The sequence below is a fragment of the Mesorhizobium sp. LSHC420B00 genome (assembly GCF_000503055.1).
In the GTDB taxonomy this organism is placed as follows: Bacteria; Pseudomonadota; Alphaproteobacteria; order Rhizobiales; family Rhizobiaceae; genus Mesorhizobium.
On record NZ_AYVY01000033.1, the window covers coordinates 41,290 to 62,929 of the forward strand.

At 60.5% G+C, this 21,640-nt stretch carries 17 protein-coding genes and 5 pseudogenes; 7 read left to right on the forward strand and 15 right to left on the reverse strand.

Annotation, left to right across the window (positions count from 1 at the left end):
- Positions 1–104: 104 nt before the first annotated feature.
- From ccoP to X760_RS68510, 5 genes are all read right to left on the reverse strand, one after another.
- Positions 105–968, reverse strand: a complete 864-nt coding sequence (gene ccoP / locus X760_RS68490) for a cytochrome-c oxidase, cbb3-type subunit III (protein ID WP_023722045.1) — start codon at positions 966–968, stop codon at positions 105–107.
- Between the two features lie 2 nt (positions 969–970).
- On the reverse strand, positions 971–1,120 hold the full coding sequence (locus tag X760_RS68495) for a cbb3-type cytochrome c oxidase subunit 3 (RefSeq protein ID WP_031194958.1): 150 nt from the start codon (positions 1,118–1,120) through the stop codon (positions 971–973).
- A gap of 11 nt (positions 1,121–1,131) precedes the next feature.
- Positions 1,132–1,863 carry a cytochrome-c oxidase, cbb3-type subunit II gene (gene ccoO / locus X760_RS68500; RefSeq protein ID WP_023722047.1) on the reverse strand — a complete coding sequence of 244 codons (732 nt, stop codon included), beginning with the start codon at positions 1,861–1,863 and terminating at the stop codon, positions 1,132–1,134.
- Positions 1,854–3,485: a cytochrome-c oxidase, cbb3-type subunit I gene (ccoN, locus tag X760_RS68505; protein WP_023722048.1), complete on the reverse strand. Its 1,632-nt coding sequence runs from the start codon at positions 3,483–3,485 to the stop codon at positions 1,854–1,856. Before ccoN ends, ccoO begins: the two co-directional genes overlap by 10 nt.
- Positions 3,486–4,090: 605 nt before the next feature.
- On the reverse strand, positions 4,091–4,837 hold the full coding sequence (locus X760_RS68510; protein ID WP_031194961.1) for a Crp/Fnr family transcriptional regulator: 747 nt from the start codon (positions 4,835–4,837) through the stop codon (positions 4,091–4,093).
- A 154-nt stretch (positions 4,838–4,991) separates the two neighbouring features.
- Between X760_RS68510 and hemN the strand changes: the two genes are divergently transcribed.
- Positions 4,992–6,341 (forward strand): oxygen-independent coproporphyrinogen III oxidase, encoded by a 1,350-nt coding sequence (hemN, locus tag X760_RS68515; protein ID WP_023722051.1) that lies wholly within the window; start codon positions 4,992–4,994, stop codon positions 6,339–6,341.
- A 559-nt stretch (positions 6,342–6,900) separates the two neighbouring features.
- On the opposite strand, the gene queE is transcribed toward hemN, so the two are convergent.
- The 3 genes from queE to queC are packed head-to-tail and all read right to left on the reverse strand — an operon-like array spanning position 6,901 to position 8,686.
- The gene (queE, locus tag X760_RS68520; RefSeq protein WP_023722052.1) at positions 6,901–7,635 is read right to left on the reverse strand and encodes a 7-carboxy-7-deazaguanine synthase QueE; all 735 of its coding nucleotides are present in this window, start codon (positions 7,633–7,635) and stop codon (positions 6,901–6,903) included.
- Entirely contained in the window at positions 7,632–7,988 is a 357-nt protein-coding gene (queD, locus tag X760_RS68525) for a 6-carboxytetrahydropterin synthase QueD (RefSeq protein ID WP_023722053.1), read from the reverse strand. Before queD ends, queE begins: the two co-directional genes overlap by 4 nt.
- The gene (queC, locus tag X760_RS68530; protein ID WP_031194962.1) at positions 7,988–8,686 is read right to left on the reverse strand and encodes a 7-cyano-7-deazaguanine synthase QueC; all 699 of its coding nucleotides are present in this window, start codon (positions 8,684–8,686) and stop codon (positions 7,988–7,990) included. The genes queD and queC overlap by 1 nt, the downstream gene beginning before the upstream one ends.
- A gap of 686 nt (positions 8,687–9,372) precedes the next feature.
- Here queC and X760_RS68535 point away from each other — a divergent pair.
- The 4 genes and pseudogenes from X760_RS68535 to X760_RS76715 all read left to right on the forward strand — a co-directional run.
- Positions 9,373–9,762: a hypothetical protein gene (locus tag X760_RS68535; RefSeq protein WP_023722055.1), complete on the forward strand. Its 390-nt coding sequence runs from the start codon at positions 9,373–9,375 to the stop codon at positions 9,760–9,762.
- A 32-nt stretch (positions 9,763–9,794) separates the two neighbouring features.
- A complete protein-coding gene (locus tag X760_RS78955; RefSeq protein WP_023722056.1) occupies positions 9,795–9,923 on the forward strand; it encodes a hypothetical protein in 129 nt (42 codons plus the stop codon).
- A gap of 589 nt (positions 9,924–10,512) precedes the next feature.
- Positions 10,513–11,396 (forward strand): annotated as a pseudogene (locus X760_RS0139615) (IS1380 family transposase); the annotation flags it as partial.
- Positions 11,397–11,561: 165 nt separating this feature from the next.
- A pseudogene (locus tag X760_RS76715) lies at positions 11,562–11,729 on the forward strand (LysR family transcriptional regulator); the annotation flags it as partial.
- Here the strand turns inward: X760_RS76715 and X760_RS68545 are convergent.
- Both X760_RS68545 and X760_RS68550 read right to left on the reverse strand, forming a co-directional pair.
- Positions 11,716–12,921, reverse strand: a complete 1,206-nt coding sequence (locus X760_RS68545) for a beta-ketoacyl-[acyl-carrier-protein] synthase family protein (protein WP_031194966.1) — start codon at positions 12,919–12,921, stop codon at positions 11,716–11,718. The pseudogene X760_RS76715 and the gene X760_RS68545 overlap by 14 nt on opposite strands.
- A complete protein-coding gene (locus X760_RS68550; protein ID WP_023679611.1) occupies positions 12,922–13,197 on the reverse strand; it encodes an acyl carrier protein in 276 nt (91 codons plus the stop codon). It lies immediately after the preceding gene.
- A 574-nt stretch (positions 13,198–13,771) separates the two neighbouring features.
- On the opposite strand from X760_RS68550, the pseudogene X760_RS76720 reads away from it, so the two are divergent.
- Positions 13,772–13,873, forward strand: a pseudogene (locus tag X760_RS76720) (LysR family transcriptional regulator); the annotation flags it as partial.
- Positions 13,874–13,970: 97 nt separating this feature from the next.
- Positions 13,971–15,153 (forward strand): annotated as a pseudogene (locus X760_RS78335) (transposase); the annotation flags it as partial.
- A 703-nt stretch (positions 15,154–15,856) separates the two neighbouring features.
- On the opposite strand, the gene X760_RS68565 reads toward X760_RS78335, so the two are convergent.
- The 5 genes and pseudogenes from X760_RS68565 to X760_RS68585 form a co-directional block, all read right to left on the reverse strand.
- Positions 15,857–16,117, reverse strand: coding sequence for a helix-turn-helix transcriptional regulator (locus tag X760_RS68565; RefSeq protein ID WP_023722064.1), 261 nt, complete (start codon positions 16,115–16,117; stop codon positions 15,857–15,859).
- Between the two features lie 415 nt (positions 16,118–16,532).
- Positions 16,533–18,442: pseudogene (gene glmS, locus X760_RS68570) on the reverse strand (glutamine--fructose-6-phosphate transaminase (isomerizing)).
- A gap of 799 nt (positions 18,443–19,241) precedes the next feature.
- Entirely contained in the window at positions 19,242–19,652 is a 411-nt protein-coding gene (locus tag X760_RS75480; RefSeq protein WP_084643024.1) for a DUF2285 domain-containing protein, read from the reverse strand.
- Between the two features lie 429 nt (positions 19,653–20,081).
- A complete protein-coding gene (locus X760_RS68580; RefSeq protein ID WP_023722069.1) occupies positions 20,082–20,732 on the reverse strand; it encodes an acyl-homoserine-lactone synthase in 651 nt (216 codons plus the stop codon).
- Positions 20,733–20,826: 94 nt separating this feature from the next.
- The gene (locus X760_RS68585) at positions 20,827–21,561 is read right to left on the reverse strand and encodes a LuxR family transcriptional regulator (protein ID WP_023722070.1); all 735 of its coding nucleotides are present in this window, start codon (positions 21,559–21,561) and stop codon (positions 20,827–20,829) included.
- Positions 21,562–21,640: the final 79 nt, after the last annotated feature.

Here is a 21,640-nt window from a genome sequence, read left to right on the forward strand (position 1 = left end):
AATGCACTTAGACTGCTCGTTCCTTGGCCTTTGATGTCGAGGCCCGGCTCGCGCCGGGCCTCGTCGCATGGCGGTGGGGGGAGGACGAGAATAGGCTTGCCTTCCTATTCTCCGCCGCCAAGCGAATGGACATAGACCGCGAGTTCCTTGACCTTGATCTCGCCGAGACGCCCGATCCATGCCGGCATGACGCCGTGCTTCGGCGCGCGAACCTGCGCAGCAATAGCCGTCTCGCCCGGTCCATAGAGCCAGATCGCGTCAGTCAAGTCGGGTGCGCCGAACTCCTTGTTGCCCTTTGCATTCTCACCATGACAGCCGGCACAATTCTCGGCGAAAACATTAGCGCCGGGTTCGATCAGGCTTGTGTCTTGAACAGGACCGGAGAGGCTGGCGACATAGGCGCCGACCTGCTTGATCTGATCCGTCGTGATGATGTCCCCAAAAGCAGGCATTTCCGACACGCGCGTATCCGGGTCTGATGCGAAGCGGATGCCGTGCGCAATAGTCTGCTGGATCTGTTCGGCCTTGCCACCCCACAGCCAATCGTCGTCGTTGAGATTGGGAAAACCCTTGGACCCTTGAGCGCCCGAGCCATGGCACTGCACGCAATTGACCTTGAACGTGGCTGCGCCAGCCGCAACGGCGAATTCGCGCAATGCGTCGTCGGCAGTAATCTCGGAGACGGGCTTCGCCTGAATGGCAGCGACATAGTTGCCCTTGGCCGCTTCGGCGGCCGCCAGTTCATCCTTGACGTCGTTGCGGCTCGAATACCCCAGCACACCCTTGGTCGCGGAAGTCAGCACTGGCCATGCCGGATAGGCGACGGTGTAGCCGATCGCCCAGGCAATGGTGATGTGGAAGGTGATGACCCACCAGCGCGGAAGCGGGTTGTTGAGTTCCTTGATGCCGTCCCACTCATGGCCGGTCGTCGGGATGCCCGAAACCTTGTCGATATGCTCGCGGCTCATGATCAGTCGTCCTTGAGAGGAATTTGAGCGGCTTTGTCGGCGTGCCTGCGGCTGCCGGGACGAAGTGCAAAGGCAACGCATCCGACGAAGAGAAGCGCCATGGCAAGCAGGCCCCAGCTGTCGGCAAACTCCCGCATGAAATTGTACGTCATCGCCATTCTCCTCAGCGGTAGCCGGCGGCCTCATCGTAGTTCTTGAAATCGACCAGCGTGCCGAGCATCTGGAGATAGGCGACCAGGGCATCCATTTCGGTGACCTGCTGCGGATCGCCGTCGGAATCTCCGGTCTTGGCCTTCGGATAGCGAGCCTCGAGGCCCGAACTATCGGCATTCGGGTCGGCCTGCGCCATCAGATCGGCATTGGCATGAGCGATCATCTCGTCTGAATAGGGAACGCCGACCCGCCTGTTCGCGACGAGGTGCGTCGAGAAGTCCTTCACCTCGATCGGCGTGTCCTTGAGGAAGCCGTAGCTCGGCATGATCGATTCCGGCACCACGGAGCGCGGGTCGGACAAATGCTGCACATGCCAGGTGTTCGAGTAACGGTCGCCGACGCGGGCCAGATCCGGTCCGGTTCGCTTCGATCCCCATTGGAACGGGTGATCGTACATCGACTCGGCCGCCAGGCTGTAGTGGCCGTAGCGCTCGACCTCATCGCGGAACGGCCTGATCATCTGGCTGTGGCAGAGGTAGCAGCCCTCACGCACATAGATGTTGCGTCCGGCGAGCTCAAGCGGCGAGTAGGGCCGCATGCCTTCGACCTTCTCGATGGTGTTGTCGAGATAGAAGAGCGGCGCGATCTCGACGATGCCGCCGATTGTTACGACCAGCAGGGACCCGAGGAGAAGAAGTGTAGCGTTCTTCTCGATAACCTTGTGTTTGTCCATCAGGCCCATTTGCTGGCTCCTGATCGTACAGACCGGAGGGCGGGGATGGAGCGCGGCATCGGATCCTCCTCGCGCTGGTAGCCCAGGATGGTCATGGCGATGTTCCAGGCCATGATGAGGGCGCCCGACAGATACATCGCGCCGCCGATGGCACGCATGATGTAGTAAGGGTGCATGGCGGCGACGGTCTCGGCGAAGGAATAGACGAGGAAGCTCTGCTCGTCGTACTCGCGCCACATCAGGCCCTGCATGATGCCGGACACCCACATGACAGCGGCGTAGACGACGATGCCGAGTGTCGCCAGCCAGAAGTGCCAGGTCACCAGCCGCATAGAATAAAGCCGTTCACGGTTCCAAAGCTTCGGCACCATGTAATAGATCGCGCCGAACGATATCATGCCGACCCAGCCGAGTGCGCCGGAATGGACGTGGCCAATGGTCCAGTCAGTGTAGTGCGAGAGCGAGTTGACCGTCTTGATCGCCATCATCGGGCCTTCGAAGGTCGACATGCCGTAGAAGGCGACGGCCATCACCATCATGCGGATGATGGGATCGGTGCGAAGCTTGTCCCAGGCGCCGGACAGCGTCATCAGGCCGTTGATCATGCCGCCCCATGACGGCATCCAGAGCATGATCGAGAACACCATTCCGAGCGTCTGCGCCCAATCGGGCAGGGCCGTGTAGTGGAGATGGTGGGGACCAGCCCAGATGTAGAGAAAGATCAGCGCCCAGAAGTGGATGATAGAGAGGCGGTAGGAATAGACCGGCCGGTTCGCCTGCTTGGGCACGAAATAATACATCATGCCGAGGAAGCCGGCGGTGAGGAAGAAGCCGACGGCATTGTGGCCATACCACCATTGCGTCAGGGCATCCTGTACGCCGGAGAAGGCTGAATAGCTCTTGGCGCCCAGCAAGGAGACCGGCATCGACAGGTTGTTGATCACATGCAGCATCGCGATGGTCACGATGAAGGAGAGGTAAAACCAGTTGGCGACGTAGATGTGCGGTTCCTTCCGCTTCAGGATGGTGCCGAGGAACAGCAGAAGATAAGCGACCCAGACGATGGTTAGCCACAAGTCCACATACCATTCGGGTTCGGCGTATTCACGGCTCTCAGTGATGCCAAGCAGGTAGCCGGTCGCGGCCATGACGATGAAGAGCTGATAGCCCCAGAACACGAACCAGGCGAGATCGCCGCCGAACAGCCGCGCGCGGCAGGTTCGCTGTACGACATACAAGGATGTGCAAAGCAGCGCATTGCCGCCGAAGGCAAAAACGACGCCCGACGTGTGCAGGGGCCGCAGGCGGCCGAAATTGAACCAGGGCTCGACGTTGAGATCCGGATAGGCAAGCTGCAGGGCGATGACCACCCCGACCAGCATGCCGACGACGCCCCAGAATACGGTGGCGATGGCACCGTAGCGGATCGGCCCATCCATGTAAGCGGCGGGGTCGATCGGAACTGCCGGCTTGAACTCCGTGTTGCGCAACAGAATCGCAGTGAAGCCAGCCACGGCGAAGAACAAAACCCACATATGCTGGCGAAAAGGTTCATCTACGCCGAAGCCGGCGGCCACCAAAGCCGCGAATGCGAACAGGCTTAGAAGGACGATCTCTTTGCCGAATTTCATCGCAAGTCCCGATTTCCAATTCCGGCGGACACCAAACCGCGGTGCCTTAATTGCGCAGCCGTGGCCTGCTCGCCCTGATCCATGTCAGAGCCGCACGATTTTGTTTCGAGCAGCATCGAGTTCGGTGCGATCAGACTGTGGCGATCGACGAGGAAACGCAGCACCGGCCGCCACGCTTATGGACAGGTCCGGCGTCCCCGGGCCGGGCCGGAGTGGAGGCGATTGCGGACGGGTGAGGAAGCGCGCGTCTGCGACGCTGGAGAGTATGGCCGATGCCTTGCCGAACGTCGATCGTTCCAATGCCTTGGGACAGCCAACGCCAGCGTTGCGCTGCCTTCGTGACATTCATGGTTCGGGCAGACGGCGATTTTCCCCTGCGTATGAGGCGTATTGACTTCGGCCGAATGCAATCCTGCCTGGAACAGCCGGTTGCACGTCGAGCACCTCGAGGATGGATACTTCGCCGACGAGTTGGCCGAAACGCACCTGGCTCAGGCGATCGGATGGAGAGCGGGCTGTCGCTATGCGACTTCTTCTAAGCGCAACGCGAGCATGCCCTGCCCCGAACGAAGTAAGTGACGTAGGCCATGCAGCTTCGGTGTCATTCAAACGGCGGTTGCGCCTCGGCCGCCGCAGCGCCGTTCCAGCCGGCTCATGCTGTCCACGGTGACACGGCGGTTGTTCTCGATCCGGATGACGCCGTCCATTCTCAGGCTGGTCAGCTGACGGCTCACGGTCTCGTTTGTAATTCCAAGGAAGTCAGAGATGTCGGCACGCGTCATCGGCAGCTCGAAGCACGCCGACCTGGCCGCTGGGTCAACACTGGAACCGATGTTCCGGGCGATCATGAGGAGAAAGCTCGCCACCTTCTCCGGTGCGGTCTTGCGCCCCAGAGTCACCATCCATTCGCGTGCCTCGTCGAGTTCGTTCAGCGCCTGCTTGAGCAGGCGATGCACAAATTCCGGTGATTCCTTCATCATCCGTTCGATGGCCGCTCTCGGAAACGAGCATAGCGAGACAGCTGTTGCCGCTTCCGCATTGATCGCGCTTTTCATCTTGAAGGGCCGTCCCAGAAAATCCGGCGCGAACTGGAGACCGACGATCTGCTGGCGGCCGTCCGAAAGGCTCTTCGTGAGCTTCACCACGCCTGAAAGCACGTTTGAATAACAGTCGACCGCCTCGGCGTCGCCGATCAGTTCGACCCCCGGCTCGATATTGTGCCGCGACGACGTCTTGGCGAGCTGAGCCAAATGGTCTGGTTCGAGCGCACCACAGACACCGCGGTGCCGTGCCTCGCAAGACAGGCAAAGAACGGGAATGCCGGAACTGTGAATGTCCTGCCGTAATGTCATTCGATCGCTCTACCGGTCCAGTGCGGGCAGGATAGCAATCGACGGTAGAAAAATCCTTGCGGCAGTTTGTCCGTGCTGAAGGTTGATCGAAATCAGGGCTTAGGCTCATCCAAGCATCCACAGTTCCGGCGACGCAAACACGGTGGACCACGACATGCGACTGGAGCTAGCTGCCAGACTTGGCGAGAACGTCCCGCGCTATACCAGTTATCCGACCGCGCCGCATTTCCATGCGGGGGTCGATGCCGTCGTTTACCGAGGCTGGTTGGAGGCGCTCCAAGGTGGTGACGAGATATCGCTTTACCTGCATATTCCCTATTGCGACAAGCTTTGCTGGTTCTGTGCCTGCCATACCAAGCAGACACGCCACTACGAACCGGTGAGCACGTATCTTCGCTCACTGCATGCCGAGATCGCCACCGTCGCCAGTCTTGTCGCAGGCAAGGGCCGCGTGCGTGCCGTCCATTTCGGCGGCGGTTCGCCAACGATGCTCAAACCGGAGGATCTGGTGGCGCTGGGAACCGTCCTGCGCAACAGCTTCACATTTTTCCCCGGTGCAAAGATCAGCGTCGAGATCGAACCCAACGATATGGACGACGCCCGCCTCGATGCACTTACCGAAATCGGCATGACAAGGGCGAGCCTCGGCGTCCAGGATTTCGACCCGAAGGTGCAGAAAGCGATCAACCGCGAGCAGAGCTTTTTGCAGACCAAGACGGTTGTTGATGGCGTTCGTTCGCGCGGCGTCGAATCGGTCAATCTGGACCTGCTCTATGGCTTGCCGCACCAGACCAGGGAGAGTGTCTCCTCCACCGTCGCGCAGGCACTGACCCTGGAACCGGATCGGATCGCGCTTTTTGGCTACGCCCATGTGCCGTGGTTCAAGAAACATCAGACGATGATCGACAAGGCCTGGTTGCCGGGTCCGGCGGAGCGGTTTGCCCAATCGCAATTGGCAGCGCGGGCGATCATGGACCAGGGATACGAAGCAATCGGGCTCGATCATTTCGCCAAGCCGGGCGATGCGCTGGCGCTTGCGGCACGCGCCGGGACTTTGCACCGGAACTTCCAAGGCTACACCGAGGACTGCTACGAGACCTTGATCGGCCTTGGCCCATCGTCCATCAGCCAGTTTCGCCAGGGCTATGCACAGAATATGCCTTCGACCGCCGAGTATGGACGCATGGTTGCTGATGGCGGGCTGGCCGCTGTTCGGGGTATCGCGCTTTCCGACGACGACCGTGTTCGCGGCTGGATCATCGAGCGATTGATGTGTGACTTCGCCTTCTCGGCGATTGAGCTGGTGGAGCGCTTTGGCGAAGCCGGCCAAAGACTTCTCCTCAAGGCGAGTTCCACGGCCCTCCAAGATCCTGCGCGGTTGCTTGAACTTGATGGTGACCGCTTCGTCGTGCCTGCGGAAAGCCGGCCCTTTGTCAGGAGCATCGCGGCAAAGTTCGACAAATATTTCGAAAGTGGAACGGCCAGGCACTCAGCGGCAGTCTGAGCACCGCAGAGGAACGGTCATGGTTCTCAGTCGATCGTGAACCGATTGCGCTACATTTTTCACTGTTGATCGGCGACCGTCGTGTCGAGACAGGATTCGGAGCGGACCAGACGCGTCTTGGTATAGCGACGATATCGTCCGGTCGTGCCTTCCGGCGCCGTATTCCATTTCGCAGTCCCTGAAGCGCCACGTCGAGTCCGGCCTCTTTTCTGTATCGGAAGCAGTCGACAATCGTCCTGGCCAGATCATGGTTGTCGGCCGACAGCTCCCTTCGGCCTTGCAACAAGAATCCGCAAGGACCGTGCCAGCTGCAGCAGGCGCCGCCGCATCGCACCACCACACTATCCACCCGTGGCTCGCGCTAACCTTTGATTGGTTCGCGCCAGGCCGACGCCCGTCGAAACCGAGCCTCGGCAACATTCCGAGTCGTAAGCGGCTGGCCACGCTCTTGGTGCCGGTGGCAGAAAGTCCGCAAGCACCCCGGCAGCGCCGTCAAGCGTGGGACAACCCGTCCACCCGAATATCCGCCGGCGCAGTTTCAGTGAAAAGCGGGCCTAGGCTAGACGGCTCTCTTGTTACCCCAGAGCATAACGTGCAGCTGCGGCAGCACACGGGCTTCGAACCACCTGTCGCGGGTCACGGCATCAACCAGCCACTCCATGCGCTTCAATATTCCGTCAAGGTCGACAGGAGCGTCTTCATTTGCGGGGCGTGGCGGCGTGTGATTGCCGGGTTGCAGATAGATCGGAAGTCGCGGAAATCTCGCAGCGGCGTCTTTCGCGTAGGCGTAGTCCCTTTCGTCGAAAACAATGAGCTTGAGCACGACTTGCGGCCTGCCTTGTGCCGCCTGGAGGCACGCCTCGAAAGCGGCCCAATCGGTCGTCATTTGGCTTGACGGCGGCTTTGGGCTGAGGACTAGCACGTCAAGGTCGGCAAACCAGTCCCTGGCCACCGAACCTTGGGTTTCCAGCGCAAAGCGGTAACCTTCACCATGGCCTCGCTCGATGAGCGCGCCGAGCGGCTGGATGGCCGGATTGCCGCCTGACAGCGATACCATCAGCGGGCGGCCACCGGAAAGCGCAAGCACGTTTTGCCACACCGCGCCAATGGACATCATCTCCCATTCATGCCGGAATTGATTGTCCACCGCATGCAGGCTGTCGCACCAGGAACAGCGATAGTCACACCCGCCGGTTCTGACGAAGACCGTGGGCAAACCGATGAGCACGCCCTCGCCCTGGATCGTCGGCCCGAAAATCTCACTCACGCGGATTGCGGGATGCGTATCGGTCATGGCCGGTATTCCGCCCAGGTTTTCGGCGTTTCGCTCACCCGCACGGCCGAGGTTTCGCGCAGGCGTGCCTTGCACCATTCATAAAAATGTCTGGCCAGATATTCCGCCGTGACTTGCTCATGTCCCAGCACGTCGTTGAGATGTCGGTGGTCGAAGCTCTCGTCGATGTAGCGTTTGAATGGCGCCAAATCGTGATAGTCGCGCACGAAGCCGTTGTCGTTCAGTCCATTCGCTGAAAGCTCCACTTCAACGATGTAGTTATGCCCGTGCAGGCGCGCGCATTGGTGATCGGGTGGCAACGAGGTGAGCTGATGCGAGGCTGAGAAGTGGAATTCCTTGGTGATGCGGAACATTACGCGGTCCTCCTTCGCAGCGCATCGAGCCAGAAGTCGGAGTCCTCGTAGTCGGTGGGGTCCGGCTGCCCAGAGAGATGAAACGCCTCGCGCCGCTCGACGCAGGTCCCGCACCTCCCGCAGTGACGCTCGGCGCCCTTGTAGCAGGACCAGGTCTGCGCAAACGGCGTGCCGTATGCTGCTCCATTCCTAACAATGTCCGCCTTCGTGAGATTCACATAGGGTGCATAAATGCGAATCTCCGCGTAGCCGTCGAGCGCGTGGTCCTGCATCATCTGGAAAGCGTCGATGAAGGCCGGACGGCAGTCGGGATAAATGAAATGATCCCCACCATGCACGGCCGTCGCCACCGCCTCAGCGCCGTGCGCTGCGGCGAAGCCGAAGGCAATGGCCAACATGATGGCGTTCCGGTTCGGCACCACCGTGACCTTCATCGTGTCTTCGGCGTAGTGCCCGTCGGGCACGTCCACATTATCGGTCAGCGCGGAGCCGGAAAGGCCGCCGCCGATCTCGTGGATGTCGATGATGCGGTGCGGGACGCTCAGTCGCTCCGCGCAAAGGGCGGCGAAGCCCAATTCCTTCCTATGCCGTTGGCCGTAATCGAAAGATAGGAGGCCGGCGAGTTCGTGCTCCGCTGCCACCTTGTGAGCAAGGGTAACGGAGTCCAATCCGCCGGAGCAGACGACGAGAGTCTTCATTTTTGGGTCCTTGTTTTAACCGGGTAGGCTGCGACCGGAGATTTCTCTGCGCTCCCAGTACTTCAGGAAATCCATTTTGTGAAGTGAACGGGGGACGAGTTTCATGCGCTGACGTGCAGCTGTGTGCAAGGCGCCCTCGCGGTGAGCCTGCAAGGAACACTGACTAGCGAAACGTCACGCTTCAGCGGAATGCTCAAAGGCGAGCGCACCAGAATAAGCTCTGCAGGAGGTCCGGACCTTCGTAAACAAAGTTCTCGACGATCAAGCGCCCGGCGGTCCCGAGCTTCGAGGGACGCCACCGCGAGGGTTTCAGGTACTAGACGGCCCAAGGATGGGCTTGCCGCAAACAACGGACTTACCAGTGGGATGTTCAGCGACGCCGATGCAGATGTCTGGAATGATCACGACATCAATTGTCGCGGCAACTTTGGCTGGCCTGCTCCTCGGGTTCCGTAGATCCAGCGCATTCCGCTTCAGGATCGGTTCGAACCGGAGCACTCCCTCGGTCAATGGACGTCCGGCAACAACCTGAATGATCGGTCGTGAGCCGACNATCGGTTCGAACCGGAGCACTCCCTCGGTCAATGGACGTCCGGCAACAACCTGAATGATCGGTCGTGAGCCGACATCTGTGAACAAGCGGTGTGGTCGATTGCTATCACCCATGTGTTGCGCGCAGGTACCTTATGGCAGTGGATGAACTGGATTTGATGGTTTTACAGCTGGCGGTCGAAAGCGTCCGCTCGCTCTCCTTAAGCTTCGCTGAAAAGGCCGCCGAGGTAGCCACCAGGAGCCGCGGCATCCTGCTTTTCGACGTGCGGGTCGACGGTGATGCGGGGGTCCAGCGGGTCGCAGCCATCCGATATCAGGGCGACCAGATCGGCGTGCTGGCGTTGGACAGACAGGGCCTTGTTACCCACCATTGCATCGTCAACGGTACGTTCTCACATTTCATTGCGCCCTTGGAGAACTGGCACAGCATGCCCCTGTCGATGCAGGCCAAGATCGATGCCAACGGCCATGCCAGTCTCTTCCTAGGGGCCTTGCGAAATGCCGGACATTTGCTGGGCAGCTAGCATTTGGCCAGAATGCATCTGTGAATTTTTGCATGCGCATCGCTGCCGACAGCGCCGGCATGATTGTCGTGCTCGAAAACGGCTGCGGCGATCGCGGCAAAGCGATCGCCGCGATGATGGCGATCTACGCGTGGGCGTTGCATCGATGCGCGATCGTTTAGACAGAGGTCTCCGCCTGGCATCGAGCAACATGCACGGAGGTACGCAAAGCGCAAATGCATCAAGTATTTGAAGGGACGAGCCCCTCGCGCAAATGGAGCTTGCGCTGCCGTTGTCGTCCCATCGTGCCGCCGAACTCGGGGGCGTGACGATCGACCACGATGGCCTATTTTTTGCAAAGCCGAATGTCCCGATTCCGAAGCCAAGGAAAAAAACTCCGACCACAGCGAAGAATAGTAACAACACGGGCGACGCAAGCCGCCTTGCCCTCTAGCAGGGGAGGTGCTTGCGGTGCTCTCACCGACACAAGATCGCAAATGGCACGTGGGTGAGCACCAGAACTGGCGACACGCATGGTGATCGGCTTGATTCGCTGGAGGAAGCACAAGGCCTCAGTGGGCGGAGGCGCCAGCGACGGTCGAATACTGGCTGGCTGCTCGGGATCTGATCGTTGAAATGACGTAGGATTTGGTTGCTTAAGCCGATCCGAACCATTTCCCGGAGACCACACCCACCATGAACGNCGTTGAAATGACGTAGGATTTGGTTGCTTAAGCCGATCCGAACCATTTCCCGGAGACCACACCCACCATGAACGATCTTGCGCTGCCGCTGAGCGGTTTGTCATCAGTCGGCGGCAAGTCCGTCGTCGCCCGTTTCGACGGCGGCATGCTGTCGTCCAACAGCGGCGTTCTGGCCTTGGCCGAGGTGGAAAAGCGGTTGCGGGTGGCCGACCGTCTGGCGCGTTGCATCGACGATCCGCGCTGCCCGGACCAGGTCGTCCACAGCCTGGCGGACATGATCGGCTTTCGCATGAAGATGATCGCCGCCGGCTACGAGGACGGTAACGACGCCAACCGGCTGCGCCGCGATCCGGTCTTCAAGATGGCCCAGGATGCGCTGCCGTCGGGTCGGGATCTGGCGTCGCAATCGACGCTGTGCCGGCTGGAGAACCTACCCGGCGTGCGGGAGCTGGTCGCGATGGGACGGGCGATGGTCGATCTCTATTGCGCCTCGTTCCGGCAGGTGCCGAAGCGGATCGTACTCGACATTGACGACACCTTCGACGCTGTGCACGGAGGCCAACAGCTTCGCCTGTTCAATGCCCACCATGACGAGTACGGCTTCCAGCCGANCGTCGTGTTCGATGGTGCGGGACGGTTCGTCAGCGCGATCCTGCGACCGGCCAAGCGGCCGAGTGGGGCTGAGATCCGCCCCCACCTGCGCCGTCTGGTGCGGGCGATCCGGATCAACTGGCCGAACATTCGAATCCTGCTCCGCGGCGATAACCATTATTGCAACCCGCAGGTCATCGACTGGTGCCGCGCCAACGACGTCGACTTCATCTTTGGCCTCGCGCCCACCACGACCCTGCGCAAGCATGTCGCGGATCTGGAGGCCAGCACGACGGCGCGCTTCGAAGCGTTGGCCAAGACAGGCAAGGTCGCAGGTTCAAGGAGTTCGTTGACGGCGCCCGCGGCGCGGCCGCGCCGGCAGCACTCAGGCGACTATAACGGGCGCAGAGCCGAGCCTGCGGCTTCCAGACATTGTCGTGTACAGCTTCAGACCCTCAAGCCGAGCCCGCAGGGCCTCGCTTACCTTTTACGGGGCGGCGGTACGTCCAAGCCGCTTCAACAGTTAAGAATTTCGCAAAGACGATACCCCCGGATCGTCGAGCTTCCGCTGCCACTTCCCGCATTCGCCGAGGCGGTCAATGACCCGCCCTTCACAATAGTTATCCGGCAAGCATCTGGATGCGAGAGATAATGTTGCCGGAGGCATCTCTCATGGCTTCTACACCTGCCTGAACGCCAGAACCGCGTTCGTGCCGCCAAAGGCGAAGGAGTTGCTCAGTGCCACGCGCACCTTGCGCTCGCGTGCCACATTGGGCGTGACGTCGAGATCGCAATCGGGGTCCAGCTCACGATAATTGGCAGTCGGCGGCACGACGCTCTCGCGGATAGCCATCACGCAGGCGATCAACTCGAGCGCGCCGGACGCGCCGAGGCAATGCGCGTGCATGGACTTGGTAGAAGAAATGGACATTGAGAAGGCGTGCTGACCGAAGACGCGCTTGATCGCCGCCGTCTCGATCTGGTCGTTGGCCTTGGTGCCGGTGCCGTGCGCGTTGAGATAGTCGACATCCTCGGCGTCCAGCCTGGCATCGGCAAGGCAGGCCCGCATTGCTGCCTCCGGCCCCTCGACAGTCGGCGCGACGATGTCGGACGCATCGGCGGAAAGGCCGGCACCGGCAATTTCGGCAAGGATGGTGGCGCCCCGAGCCAGGGCATGCTCGTAGCTTTCCAGCACCGCCATGCCGGCGCCTTCACCAAGCGACAGGCCCTGGCGATCGGCCGAGAATGGCCGGCAAGTATCGGGCGAAAGCACGCGGATCGCTTCCCATGCCTTCAGCACACCCCATATGAGCGGCGCTTCGCTGCCGCCGGCAAGCATCACGTCGGCCCGGCCGAGCCTGATCTGGTCCACCGCGCAGGCAATCGCATGGTTTGCCGAGGAACAGGCGGACGTGACGCCGAAGACCGGCCCGCGCAGGCCGAGACTCATGCTGACCTGGCCGGCAGCGGCACCCGGCATCGCCTTGGGTACAGTCAAGAGAGCGGCACGCTTACCGCCCAGAAGGGTGGCGCGGTAGGTTTGCTCGATCGCATCCCACCCGCAGCCGCCAACGCCCACCGTCGCACCGAAGCGATAGCTATTTCCCTCTTTGGAGGAAAGTCCGGCCTGACGCATGGCTTCGCGCGCCGCAAGCACAGCGAGCAGGCTGAAGCGGTCCATGGAGATGAGTTGCTTGCCGTCGATGTCATGCTCCGGCAGCGCCTTGATCTCGGCACCGATCCTGACCCTCAATTCATGGAGCTCGGAGTTGACGATTGGGCCGATGGCGGAGCGGCCTTCTCGCATCTCTCTCCAAATGGCGGCGGCGTTGGTCCCAAGCCCGCAAATCCCGCCAATCCCAGTAATCACGACGCGCCTGTCCATTCACACCCCCTTAGCGAGCAAGCTGCGCACGGCTTCCACCATGTCCCCAACATTCTGGAGATCCGACCATGCCTCGGCCGTATTCATCTCGATCTCGATGCCGTAAGCCTGCTCCAGGTCCCAGAGAACGTCCGCCAATCCCAGTGAATCGATACCGAGCGAAGTCAGTCCCGTGGCAGCCGTTATCTCGCCGCCTGTGGCAGGCGCTATGCCGCCCTCCGACGCGGCGCGCTTCTTGATCATGGCGATTATTTCGTTGGCGAGTTGATCTGCCATCTTGTTCCTTTCCAGCTTGCGTTTTCGGCGTCGTTCAAAACCCGAGTCGCGTCGCGTTGCCAAAATTGCCCCTCATAGAGCCTGTGCGACCGACCAAGCCCAATGCCCATAGGAACCGGACGAGTTCCGGCTTCTGCGGCGTCAGCCCGATGACGAAGAAAAGTCGCCGGCCTCCCGCTTTTGCGCCAGCACATCAAGAATCTGCGTGTAAATGGATAGGAACCGTCGTCAAACGTCAGCTAAACGCTGCGACGGTGGGTGCTGTCAGCGTATTCACTCGGCACCTCATATGTAATCGAGATGTTTCATAGCTCCGGACCATTGCGATCAACTATTGTACCGGTCCGCCATTCGTCGGAGAGTTCGACATGATCGGAGCGCTGCCTCTCATTCCCAGTACAATCTCCACCGCACGCGACAGATTTCCTCTTTCGGGCTCTTCTCAAGGGACTCGCCACGCGATAGAGGCAGTGATCGGCGCACGTGAGGTCCTGCCAAGTCCATGCGACATTCCGGAAAATTGGTAAAATCGTTTGTTTCAATCAAATTCATCCACGCTATGGATAGCTAAGACATGCGTTTCAAAGGGCTCGATCTGAATCTTCTCGTCGTTCTCGACGCGCTGCTGAGCGAGCGCGGCCTCGCGGCGGCGGCACGCCGCATCAACCTAACCAAATTCATGGGGGTTGGTGGACGTGGCGCAAGCCGTTGAAATGACGTAGGATTTGGTTGCTTAAGCCGATCCGAACCATTTCCCGGAGACCACACCCACCATGAACGATCTTGCGCTGCCGCTGAGCGGTTTGTCATCAGTCGGCGGCAGGTCCGTCGTCGCCCGTTTCGACGGCGGCATGCTGTCGTCCAACAGCGGCGTTCTGGCCTTGGCCGAGGTGGAAAAGCGGTTGCGGGTGGCCGAGCGTCTGGCGCGTTGCATCGACGATCCGCGCTGCCCGGACCAGGTCGTCCACAGCCTGGCGGACATGATCGGCTTTCGCATGAAGATGATCGCCGCCGGCTACGAGGACGGCAACGACGCCAACCGGCTGCGCCGCGATCCGGTCTTCAAGATGGCCCAGGATGNCGGTTCGTCAGCGCGATCCTGCGACCGGCCAAGCGGCCGAGTGGGGCTGAGATCCGCCCCCACCTGCACCGTCTGGTGCGGGCGATCCGGATCAACTGGCCGAACATTCGAATCCTGCTCCGCGGCGATAGCCATTATTGCAACCCGCAGGTCATCGACTGGTGCCGCGCCAACGACGTCGACTTCATCTTTGGCCTCGCCCACCACGACCCTGCGCAAGCATGTCGCGGATCTGGAGGCCAGCACGACGGCGCGCTTCGAAGCGTCGGCCAAGACAGGCAAGCGTCCGCAGGTTCAAGGAGTTCGTTGACGGCGCCGCTAGTTGGAGCCGCGTCGAGCGCATCATCGCGCGGGTCGAGNACGACGGCGCGCTTCGAAGCGTTGGCCAAGACAGGCAAGGTCGCAGGTTCAAGGAGTTCGTTGACGGCGCCGCTAGTTGGAGCCGCGTCGAGCGCATCATCGCGCGGGTCGAGGTCGGCGCCCAAGGTGGCGATATCCGCTTCGTCGTCACCAACCTTGCCGGTGGGAAGGCCAAGGCGCTCTACGAGGATGTCTACTGCCGGCGCGGCGCGGCCGAGAACCACATCACGTGGAAGACGCATCTTGCCGCCGACCGCACATCCTGCACCAGAGCGACGGCCAACCAGTTCCGGCTATTCCTGCATGCCGGTGCTTACTGGTTGATGTGGGGCTTGCGGGCCGCGATGCCGAGGCGCTCGAGCTTTGCCGTCGCCCAATTCGACACGCTGCGATTGCGCCTCATCAAAATCGCTGCGCGGGTGGTCGAGATGAAATCGCAAATCCGCCTGCACCTGCCGACATCGTGCCCCGACCAGCGCATCCTGCGCATCGTCCTCGATCGCATCCCCCAACTCGCGACATAACGATGGGGGCAGACGCCCCGAAACGAACCCGTCGACCGCAACCTGCAAACCCTCGCCTGCCATCACGACGGAGCAATCCCGGCGCCTGACGAGGCGCGTGGAAAAGCACCGCAACGGCGACCACAATGTCGCTTCAGGCCGTCAAAAGCTTATCGCCGTGCATCAAGGCGGCTAGAAGCGCGCCGGCAGCCTGGCGGGGGGCTTGGGGTTGGACTGCCGGCGCACGCCACTCATGAAGAGCGGCCCCTTTTTGCGGTTCCGACACCCATAGTCAACCCGGCAGCGTCTGGATGCCCGCTGTGCTCTTTTCAGAGCGGCTCGCGATGCCGGCCATGTCGGCCGATCCTGCCTAGGATGGGGGGCCACTCTCGTCGGCCGAGTTGATGCTCCAGCCAGTATCGCCTTGCCGACCAGCATGGGTTCGCCGTTAGCAATCCATCCTCGCGAGCCAATGCTATCGTGCACGTGTCGCAGCACTCCGGGCGGCTATATCGCCTAAGACAGCATGACGAAGCGTTCCAACTTCCTGTTCGGCGAGCCCGTGTGCAGTTCCTGACTCGGACAGTGGACGAGAATTCTCTTGGCGGTACTGCGCCAGAAGGCATTCGCGTCCAACGGAATCAAGCGACGACTATCAGCCGCAAACGTCACATCACAAGAGCGGTCTTCCACCCATTGCAGATTATCCGACTGATCAGGCGGCGTCCGATATGTCCGACTCTGCCTCAAGAATTCCCACAGGTATGGACAGCGATCTCGCTATCCGATTCCGATAGCCCTTATTGTACTTTAGACCCCGCTCGATGTTTTGGATTTCCTGAGCGGCAAGCCCGCACGCGACCGCGACGTCCTCGATTGAATACCCAAGGTGCTCACGATAAGCGCGGATGATGTGGGTCCCCTGCGACATAGCCGTCAAGACTGGCTCGGGAATGCGCGAATCCTTCATAAACATCTCCAAGAAGATGGGAGCGCCTGACAAATCGGGAGATTTCCTCCCCGACCCTGGCGCACACCCAGCAAATCAAAAAAATGGACGTCCATTCGGCCGGACCGGCCTCATCCATGGAATGGGCCACTTGAAATTGGCAGCCGGGTCGGAATATGGCGGCTCACCTGCTACTGATCAAGTTCTAAGAACCTGCCCGCCATGAGATGGCCTGATCGGCTGTAGCGCATTCGACCTGCGATCCTACACGACTCATTCTCCCCGATGGCTTTCTTGAACAGCAACTCGAACTCTCACTGACGCCTCCAGTGGCTATTCGCGGCACCGTCCACCCAGCCTCGCGGACGCTGATACCTTCGACCAATTTCCACCGCCGATGCAGCGAAGATGGACAAGCATCGCCACCTATAAAGGTTCACAATCACTCGACCGTGACCGATTTTGCGAGATTGCGCGGCTGGTCTACGTCTGTGCCCATGAAGAGCGCCGTGTGGTAGGCAAGAAGCTGTATCGGCAGCGAGAAGATCATCGGCGCGATAATCTCGTCGACAGCCGGCAACACGAGCGTGTGCATGGTGTTGAGTTTCGATGCGGCTGCCCCTTTTTCGTCGGTGATGAGGATAATCCGCCCTCCACGGGCAGCCACTTCCTGCATGTTGGAGACGGTCTTGTCGAAAAAGCGATCATGGGGCGCGATGACGATCACTGGCATGTTGTCGTCGATCAATGCGATCGGACCGTGCTTCAATTCACCCGCCGCATAGCCCTCGGCATGGATGTAGGAAATCTCCTTGAGCTTCAGCGCACCTTCCATCGCTAGCGGGAAACTGGTGCCACGGCCGAGATACAGGACGTCACGACACTTTGACAGTTCGCGCGACAGGAACTCGATCTCCGGCTGGATGCTGTTGAGTACCTGGCCCATGACGCGCGGCACTTCGGCGAGGCTCCTGACGAGCGCCTGCAGCTCGTCTTCGGTTACGGTCCCGCGGGCTCTGGCGGCGCCGATGGCGAGTGCGGCTAGAACCGCAAGCTGGCAGGTAAACGCCTTGGTGGAGGCGACGCCAATCTCCGGTCCGGCAAGGATCGGGAAGACCGCATCGGCCTCCCGAGCGATGGTCGATTCGCAGGCATTGACGATAGCGCCAATTTTCAGCCCACGCTCCTTGCAGTACCTCAACGATGCGAGCGTATCAGCGGTTTCGCCGGACTGCGAAATGAAAAGAGCCGCGGACTGCGGCGACAACGGGATCTCGCGGTAACGGAATTCGGACGCAACGTCGATTTCAACCGTCAGGCGCGCATAGCGCTCGAACCAGTATTTTCCGATCAGTCCGGCGAGATAGGCGGTCCCGCAGGCCGAGATCGCCAAGCTCGGGATCCTGGCGAAATCGATGCCAGAAACCGTGTCGGCGCGATTTTCTATGATGTTGCTATAGTGACGGAGAGCATGGGCGATGACTTCGGGCTGCTCGTAGATTTCCTTTTCCATGAAGTGGCGATGGCTGCCCTTGTTGGCCAGATCGGTCGCGGCCGTGGAGGTATGGCGCGGACGCTCGACGGGATGGCCGTCGAAATCGAAGATATGGGCGCCCGAATTGCCGACAACGGCCCAGTCGCCNTGGAGGTATGGCGCGGACGCTCGACGGGATGGCCGTCGAAATCGAAGATATGGGCGCCCGAATTGCCGACAACGGCCCAGTCGCCGTCGATGAGATAGGTAATTTCATTGGTGAAGGGAGCGAGCGCGATCGCGTCGGAGCCCAGGAACATCTCGCCGTCGCCGTGACCGATCGCCAGCGGTGGTCCGTTGCGCGCCGCCATGATGGTCGACGGATCATCTTCGAAGAGGACGGCAAGCGCATAGGCGCCCCTGACGCGTTTCAGCATGGCACGCATCGCCTCTTGCCGCCTCATGCCCTCCCGGCGGTGTCTTGCCAAGAGATGCGCGACGACCTCGGTGTCGGTGTCAGTCTGGAACTCGGCGCCAGCCGCCGCCAATTCGTCCTTCAGCTCGGTGAAATTCTCGATGATCCCGTTATGGACGACGGCGACACCGTCGGTAAAGTGCGGGTGCGCATTGCGTTCCGTCGAGGCCCCATGGGTTGCCCAACGCGTGTGGCCGATGCCGATGTTGCCGCTCAGCGGCTCTTCCTTCAGTCTCCTCTCGAGATTGACGAGCTTGCCCTCGGCGCGCCGGCGGTGCAAGGCACCTTCGGTGATCGTCGCAACGCCGGCGGAATCATAGCCGCGATATTCCAAACGCTTCAATGCGTCGACCAACCGATCCGACACCGGCTGTTGCCCAACGATGCCAACAATCCCGCACATGTTCGTCTTCCCATTCTTGCCGGCAGCTTCAGCCCACGCGAGACGGATACCCATCCGGCCGCTTTCATTGGGGATCTTGTAGTAGTATTCGGTAATATTGGTACAATTGATTGTAGGGATAACTATCATCCACCCCATGGATGAGCCCCTGATCTAAACTTCTCGTTGCGCCTGACGCCCTCATGACCGAACGCAAGCCCACACCCCGCGGCACGAAGGAACAATCGGCCATGCGCGACCATCCCGGCTACGCACCTGACACGAAGCGCCGCCGCTCGTGATCACGCGGTGATCGGCATGATCACAAGCACTGTAGTTAGGCAGCATCAGCGACGCATGATCGGCATCATCATCATCGGCAGCGTCGGCGCCGTCGGCATGATTCACGTGTTCGTCACGTTGATCATAATCATCGTCGCCGCGGATCAAGTTTAATGCCTGCCGCTGTTGACGCGGCTTTCGCCGGTAGAGTTTAGCCCGCGATGGCCTATCAATACGCTGTTGGTCGGCATGGCCGAAACCGAGAGTCAGGCGGCGCAGGCCACAGAGCACGTTCAGCGACCGTTTCAGTCAGCGCCGGCTTTGTCGGGGTTCGAAACGTCATCAGGATTCTCGGGGCATGAATGCACTATCACGAAAACGTTGGTTCTCAGTGCTTCGTCCGTATTACTCAAACCCGATTCCCGCTGCGGAAGAACTAGGCGCGTGTCACGTCTTGTACAAGGCACAATAGCAGTGAGAAATGGAGATTGATGCCTGCGCGTTTTCGAATAAGACAATCACCAAGCTGTCACCCGAATTACATCAGGAACTGTCTATAGCCGCCGCCCATCAGGTAGCGGCCACGTTGGATGGCGCGACGCACCTGATCGCGAAGATGGCTACCTGGATGAGACCAATCTTCTTCGACACGGCGTCTCCCGAACAGGGCAATGGCGATCTCCTGATGAGATGCTCCCGCAAGCGAGCCATCCAAAGCCTGGAGCACGATACGCAGACGCGCTCCGCGGGGTTCCGGCGGAAAGCAAGCAGCTGCCAGGCGGCCGCAACCATTGATGTCGTTCAGGAACTGAAGGGCAGCGACATGGAACTTCAGGTGCTGCGGCTGCACGATCGCGTCGACATATAGCCGCAACGGGCGGAGAACGGATGCACCGGAAAGGGCGATCTGCAGACTCCGGCAGTCCTCCCTCAGCAGCACGTGCTGCACGCCGGCAGGTGTCAGCAGGATGTCCTTGCAGCATGAGAGCGAAGGGAGATCAAGCGGTTCAAAATCGTGGTCGAGCCCAACCGGCTCCGCGGCCGCTCGTAGAATACGGGCGCAGTCGCGCGGATCCCAAAAGACCCTTGCCGACGTAGCGTCCGACTGTGGCGCGTCCGCGAAAAAGGAGGCTCCATTGTCTTAGGAAAGATGATCCTGTCGTCAACTCGATTATCTTCATGTCGGCCTGAGCTCCGACAATGCAGGCGGACGGTGCCATTTTGGCGTGGTCGCGCTGGAATTGTGGATTGCGCCGAAGAAACTCCCAGGCCCAGGCAGTGCGTGGCAATCGTCTGGCGTAGTGGTAAGCTTCGTGACGACGCCAGTCCGGCCAGCATACAAGACCGACCGTCGCTTCCTTGGGCAGACCAGCATCCTTCACGGCTCAGGTGTCCACAATGCCGACGGGCCTAGAACCGGTTGCCACAGTACCGGTCCGCTCAGACGTCCCCTGCTGCGGATGCGCAAAAGGCTCGCGCGGGAAATCTCGAGAAACCCGGCCACCGCCTCCGTTTTGCCGACGGACTTGGGTTGTCCGATGCGCGACAATGGCCACGTCGCGAGGCGAAGGATCCGTTCCATGCGCGTGTCCGTCACCGTTACTATCCGGGTCAGATCCTTGGCCAAGCCGAACTCGATCATGCCCGCGAAGAGCTCGTAGGTTGCCTGGGCCAGTCCGCCCGCTGCCTTGGGCGCCGACGGAGGAAGATCGAGCGCGAAACGACTGCTCTCCCATACGTCGGAGGTCGAGGGCACGACGTCAGCACCCAGCAGCACCGGGAACGTGTCGCGCAACATTGTGGGTCCGGTGCTGGGCAAAAGACGCACGCAACCGCGAATTCGCCAGTCGGATCCCTTGAGGAGCAGATAGACAGGCTTCAGACCATCAAACGGGTCTGTTTCCATCTGGTCTTCGGTATCAACTTCCCAATCGAGCCTTTCCTTGAACACCCGAAACCTCAGCCCGTGCATCTCTTTGAGCTCGCTTGCGAACTCGTCGTAAAGGTCTGGTGTTATCAGCTGCATCATGGTCGCCTCCGTGCGGGAATGTGTTCCCGCCATCGAAGGGCAAAGCCGGCAGCGATGCAGCCTGTAGAGGTTTACAGCTATCGTGGCCGACGAATCAGGATCTCGCCTGGCCGGAGGCAGCCAGTCGTGCAACGGCCTGGTTGATCGTTCGAACGCCAAGCTTTGCCTTGGCGTTTTCCAGATGAAAGGTCACGGTGCGCTTTGAGACGCCGAGAAGCTGGCTGATAACCCAAGCCGACTTGCCGCGCGCCGCCCATTTCAGGCACTCGAACTCCCGCGGGGTGAGCGTTACACCATCCACCACGCGATCGTCGGCGAGCCTGCGCCGGACATGGATATGAAAGTTGATGGCCACCAGCTGCAATGCTTTTTCGTAACGTGTCAGTGACCGCAACAGAGGCGGGCGGGACTCGTCGGAAGCAAAGGTCAGGGCAGCAAACCGGCCGCGATGATCATGCATGGATATCGTCAGGCCGCCGCGGATGCCAAACTCAGCCGCACTCTCCAGAATTTGTTGCTGCGAATTCGGCAGACAGTGCCGAGCGCGATCCACACCCCAATCGAAGGTATCCCAGCCTTGCAGCCCGCGNAGCCCGCGCAGGATGACCGGATCAAGACTGTGGTACCGCTGTTGCAGATAACGTGATGTCCAGGATGAAGGATAGTTTGAGATCAATTGCGGGGCGTCGCCGGGGGCCGACGGGTAAGTGAAATAGGCGAATAGCGGAAAATCGAAGCCGGCTGCAGCGGATGCCATTGCCTCACGGAGATCGGCAGCATCAACACTTGCAGACAGTTGCTCGACGAAGTTCTCAAACACGCGATGCATTTGCGCTTTGCGTAACCTCCGTGATCGCTCGATGCCAGGCAGAGACCTTGTTTTAAACGATCCCGGACGGATACAGCGC

What these genes read in the sequence shown, in the direction of transcription:
- ccoP (WP_023722045.1), bottom strand. Translation starts at nt 968, where the DNA reads ATGAGCCGCGAGCATATCGACAAGGTTTCGGGCATCCCGACGACCGGC.
- X760_RS68495 (WP_031194958.1), bottom strand. Translation starts at nt 1,120, where the DNA reads ATGACGTACAATTTCATGCGGGAGTTTGCCGACAGCTGGGGCCTGCTT.
- ccoO (WP_023722047.1), bottom strand. Translation starts at nt 1,863, where the DNA reads ATGGGCCTGATGGACAAACACAAGGTTATCGAGAAGAACGCTACACTT.
- ccoN (WP_023722048.1), bottom strand. Translation starts at nt 3,485, where the DNA reads ATGAAATTCGGCAAAGAGATCGTCCTTCTAAGCCTGTTCGCATTCGCG.
- X760_RS68510 (WP_031194961.1), bottom strand. Translation starts at nt 4,837, where the DNA reads ATGACATTACGGCAGGACATTCACAGTTCCGGCATTCCCGTTCTTTGC.
- hemN (WP_023722051.1), top strand. Translation starts at nt 4,992, where the DNA reads ATGCGACTGGAGCTAGCTGCCAGACTTGGCGAGAACGTCCCGCGCTAT.
- queE (WP_023722052.1), bottom strand. Translation starts at nt 7,635, where the DNA reads ATGACCGATACGCATCCCGCAATCCGCGTGAGTGAGATTTTCGGGCCG.
- queD (WP_023722053.1), bottom strand. Translation starts at nt 7,988, where the DNA reads ATGTTCCGCATCACCAAGGAATTCCACTTCTCAGCCTCGCATCAGCTC.
- queC (WP_031194962.1), bottom strand. Translation starts at nt 8,686, where the DNA reads ATGAAGACTCTCGTCGTCTGCTCCGGCGGATTGGACTCCGTTACCCTT.
- X760_RS68535 (WP_023722055.1), top strand. Translation starts at nt 9,373, where the DNA reads ATGGCAGTGGATGAACTGGATTTGATGGTTTTACAGCTGGCGGTCGAA.
- X760_RS78955 (WP_023722056.1), top strand. Translation starts at nt 9,795, where the DNA reads ATGCGCATCGCTGCCGACAGCGCCGGCATGATTGTCGTGCTCGAAAAC.
- X760_RS68545 (WP_031194966.1), bottom strand. Translation starts at nt 12,921, where the DNA reads ATGGACAGGCGCGTCGTGATTACTGGGATTGGCGGGATTTGCGGGCTT.
- X760_RS68550 (WP_023679611.1), bottom strand. Translation starts at nt 13,197, where the DNA reads ATGGCAGATCAACTCGCCAACGAAATAATCGCCATGATCAAGAAGCGC.
- X760_RS68565 (WP_023722064.1), bottom strand. Translation starts at nt 16,117, where the DNA reads ATGTTTATGAAGGATTCGCGCATTCCCGAGCCAGTCTTGACGGCTATG.
- X760_RS68580 (WP_023722069.1), bottom strand. Translation starts at nt 20,732, where the DNA reads ATGATGCAGCTGATAACACCAGACCTTTACGACGAGTTCGCAAGCGAG.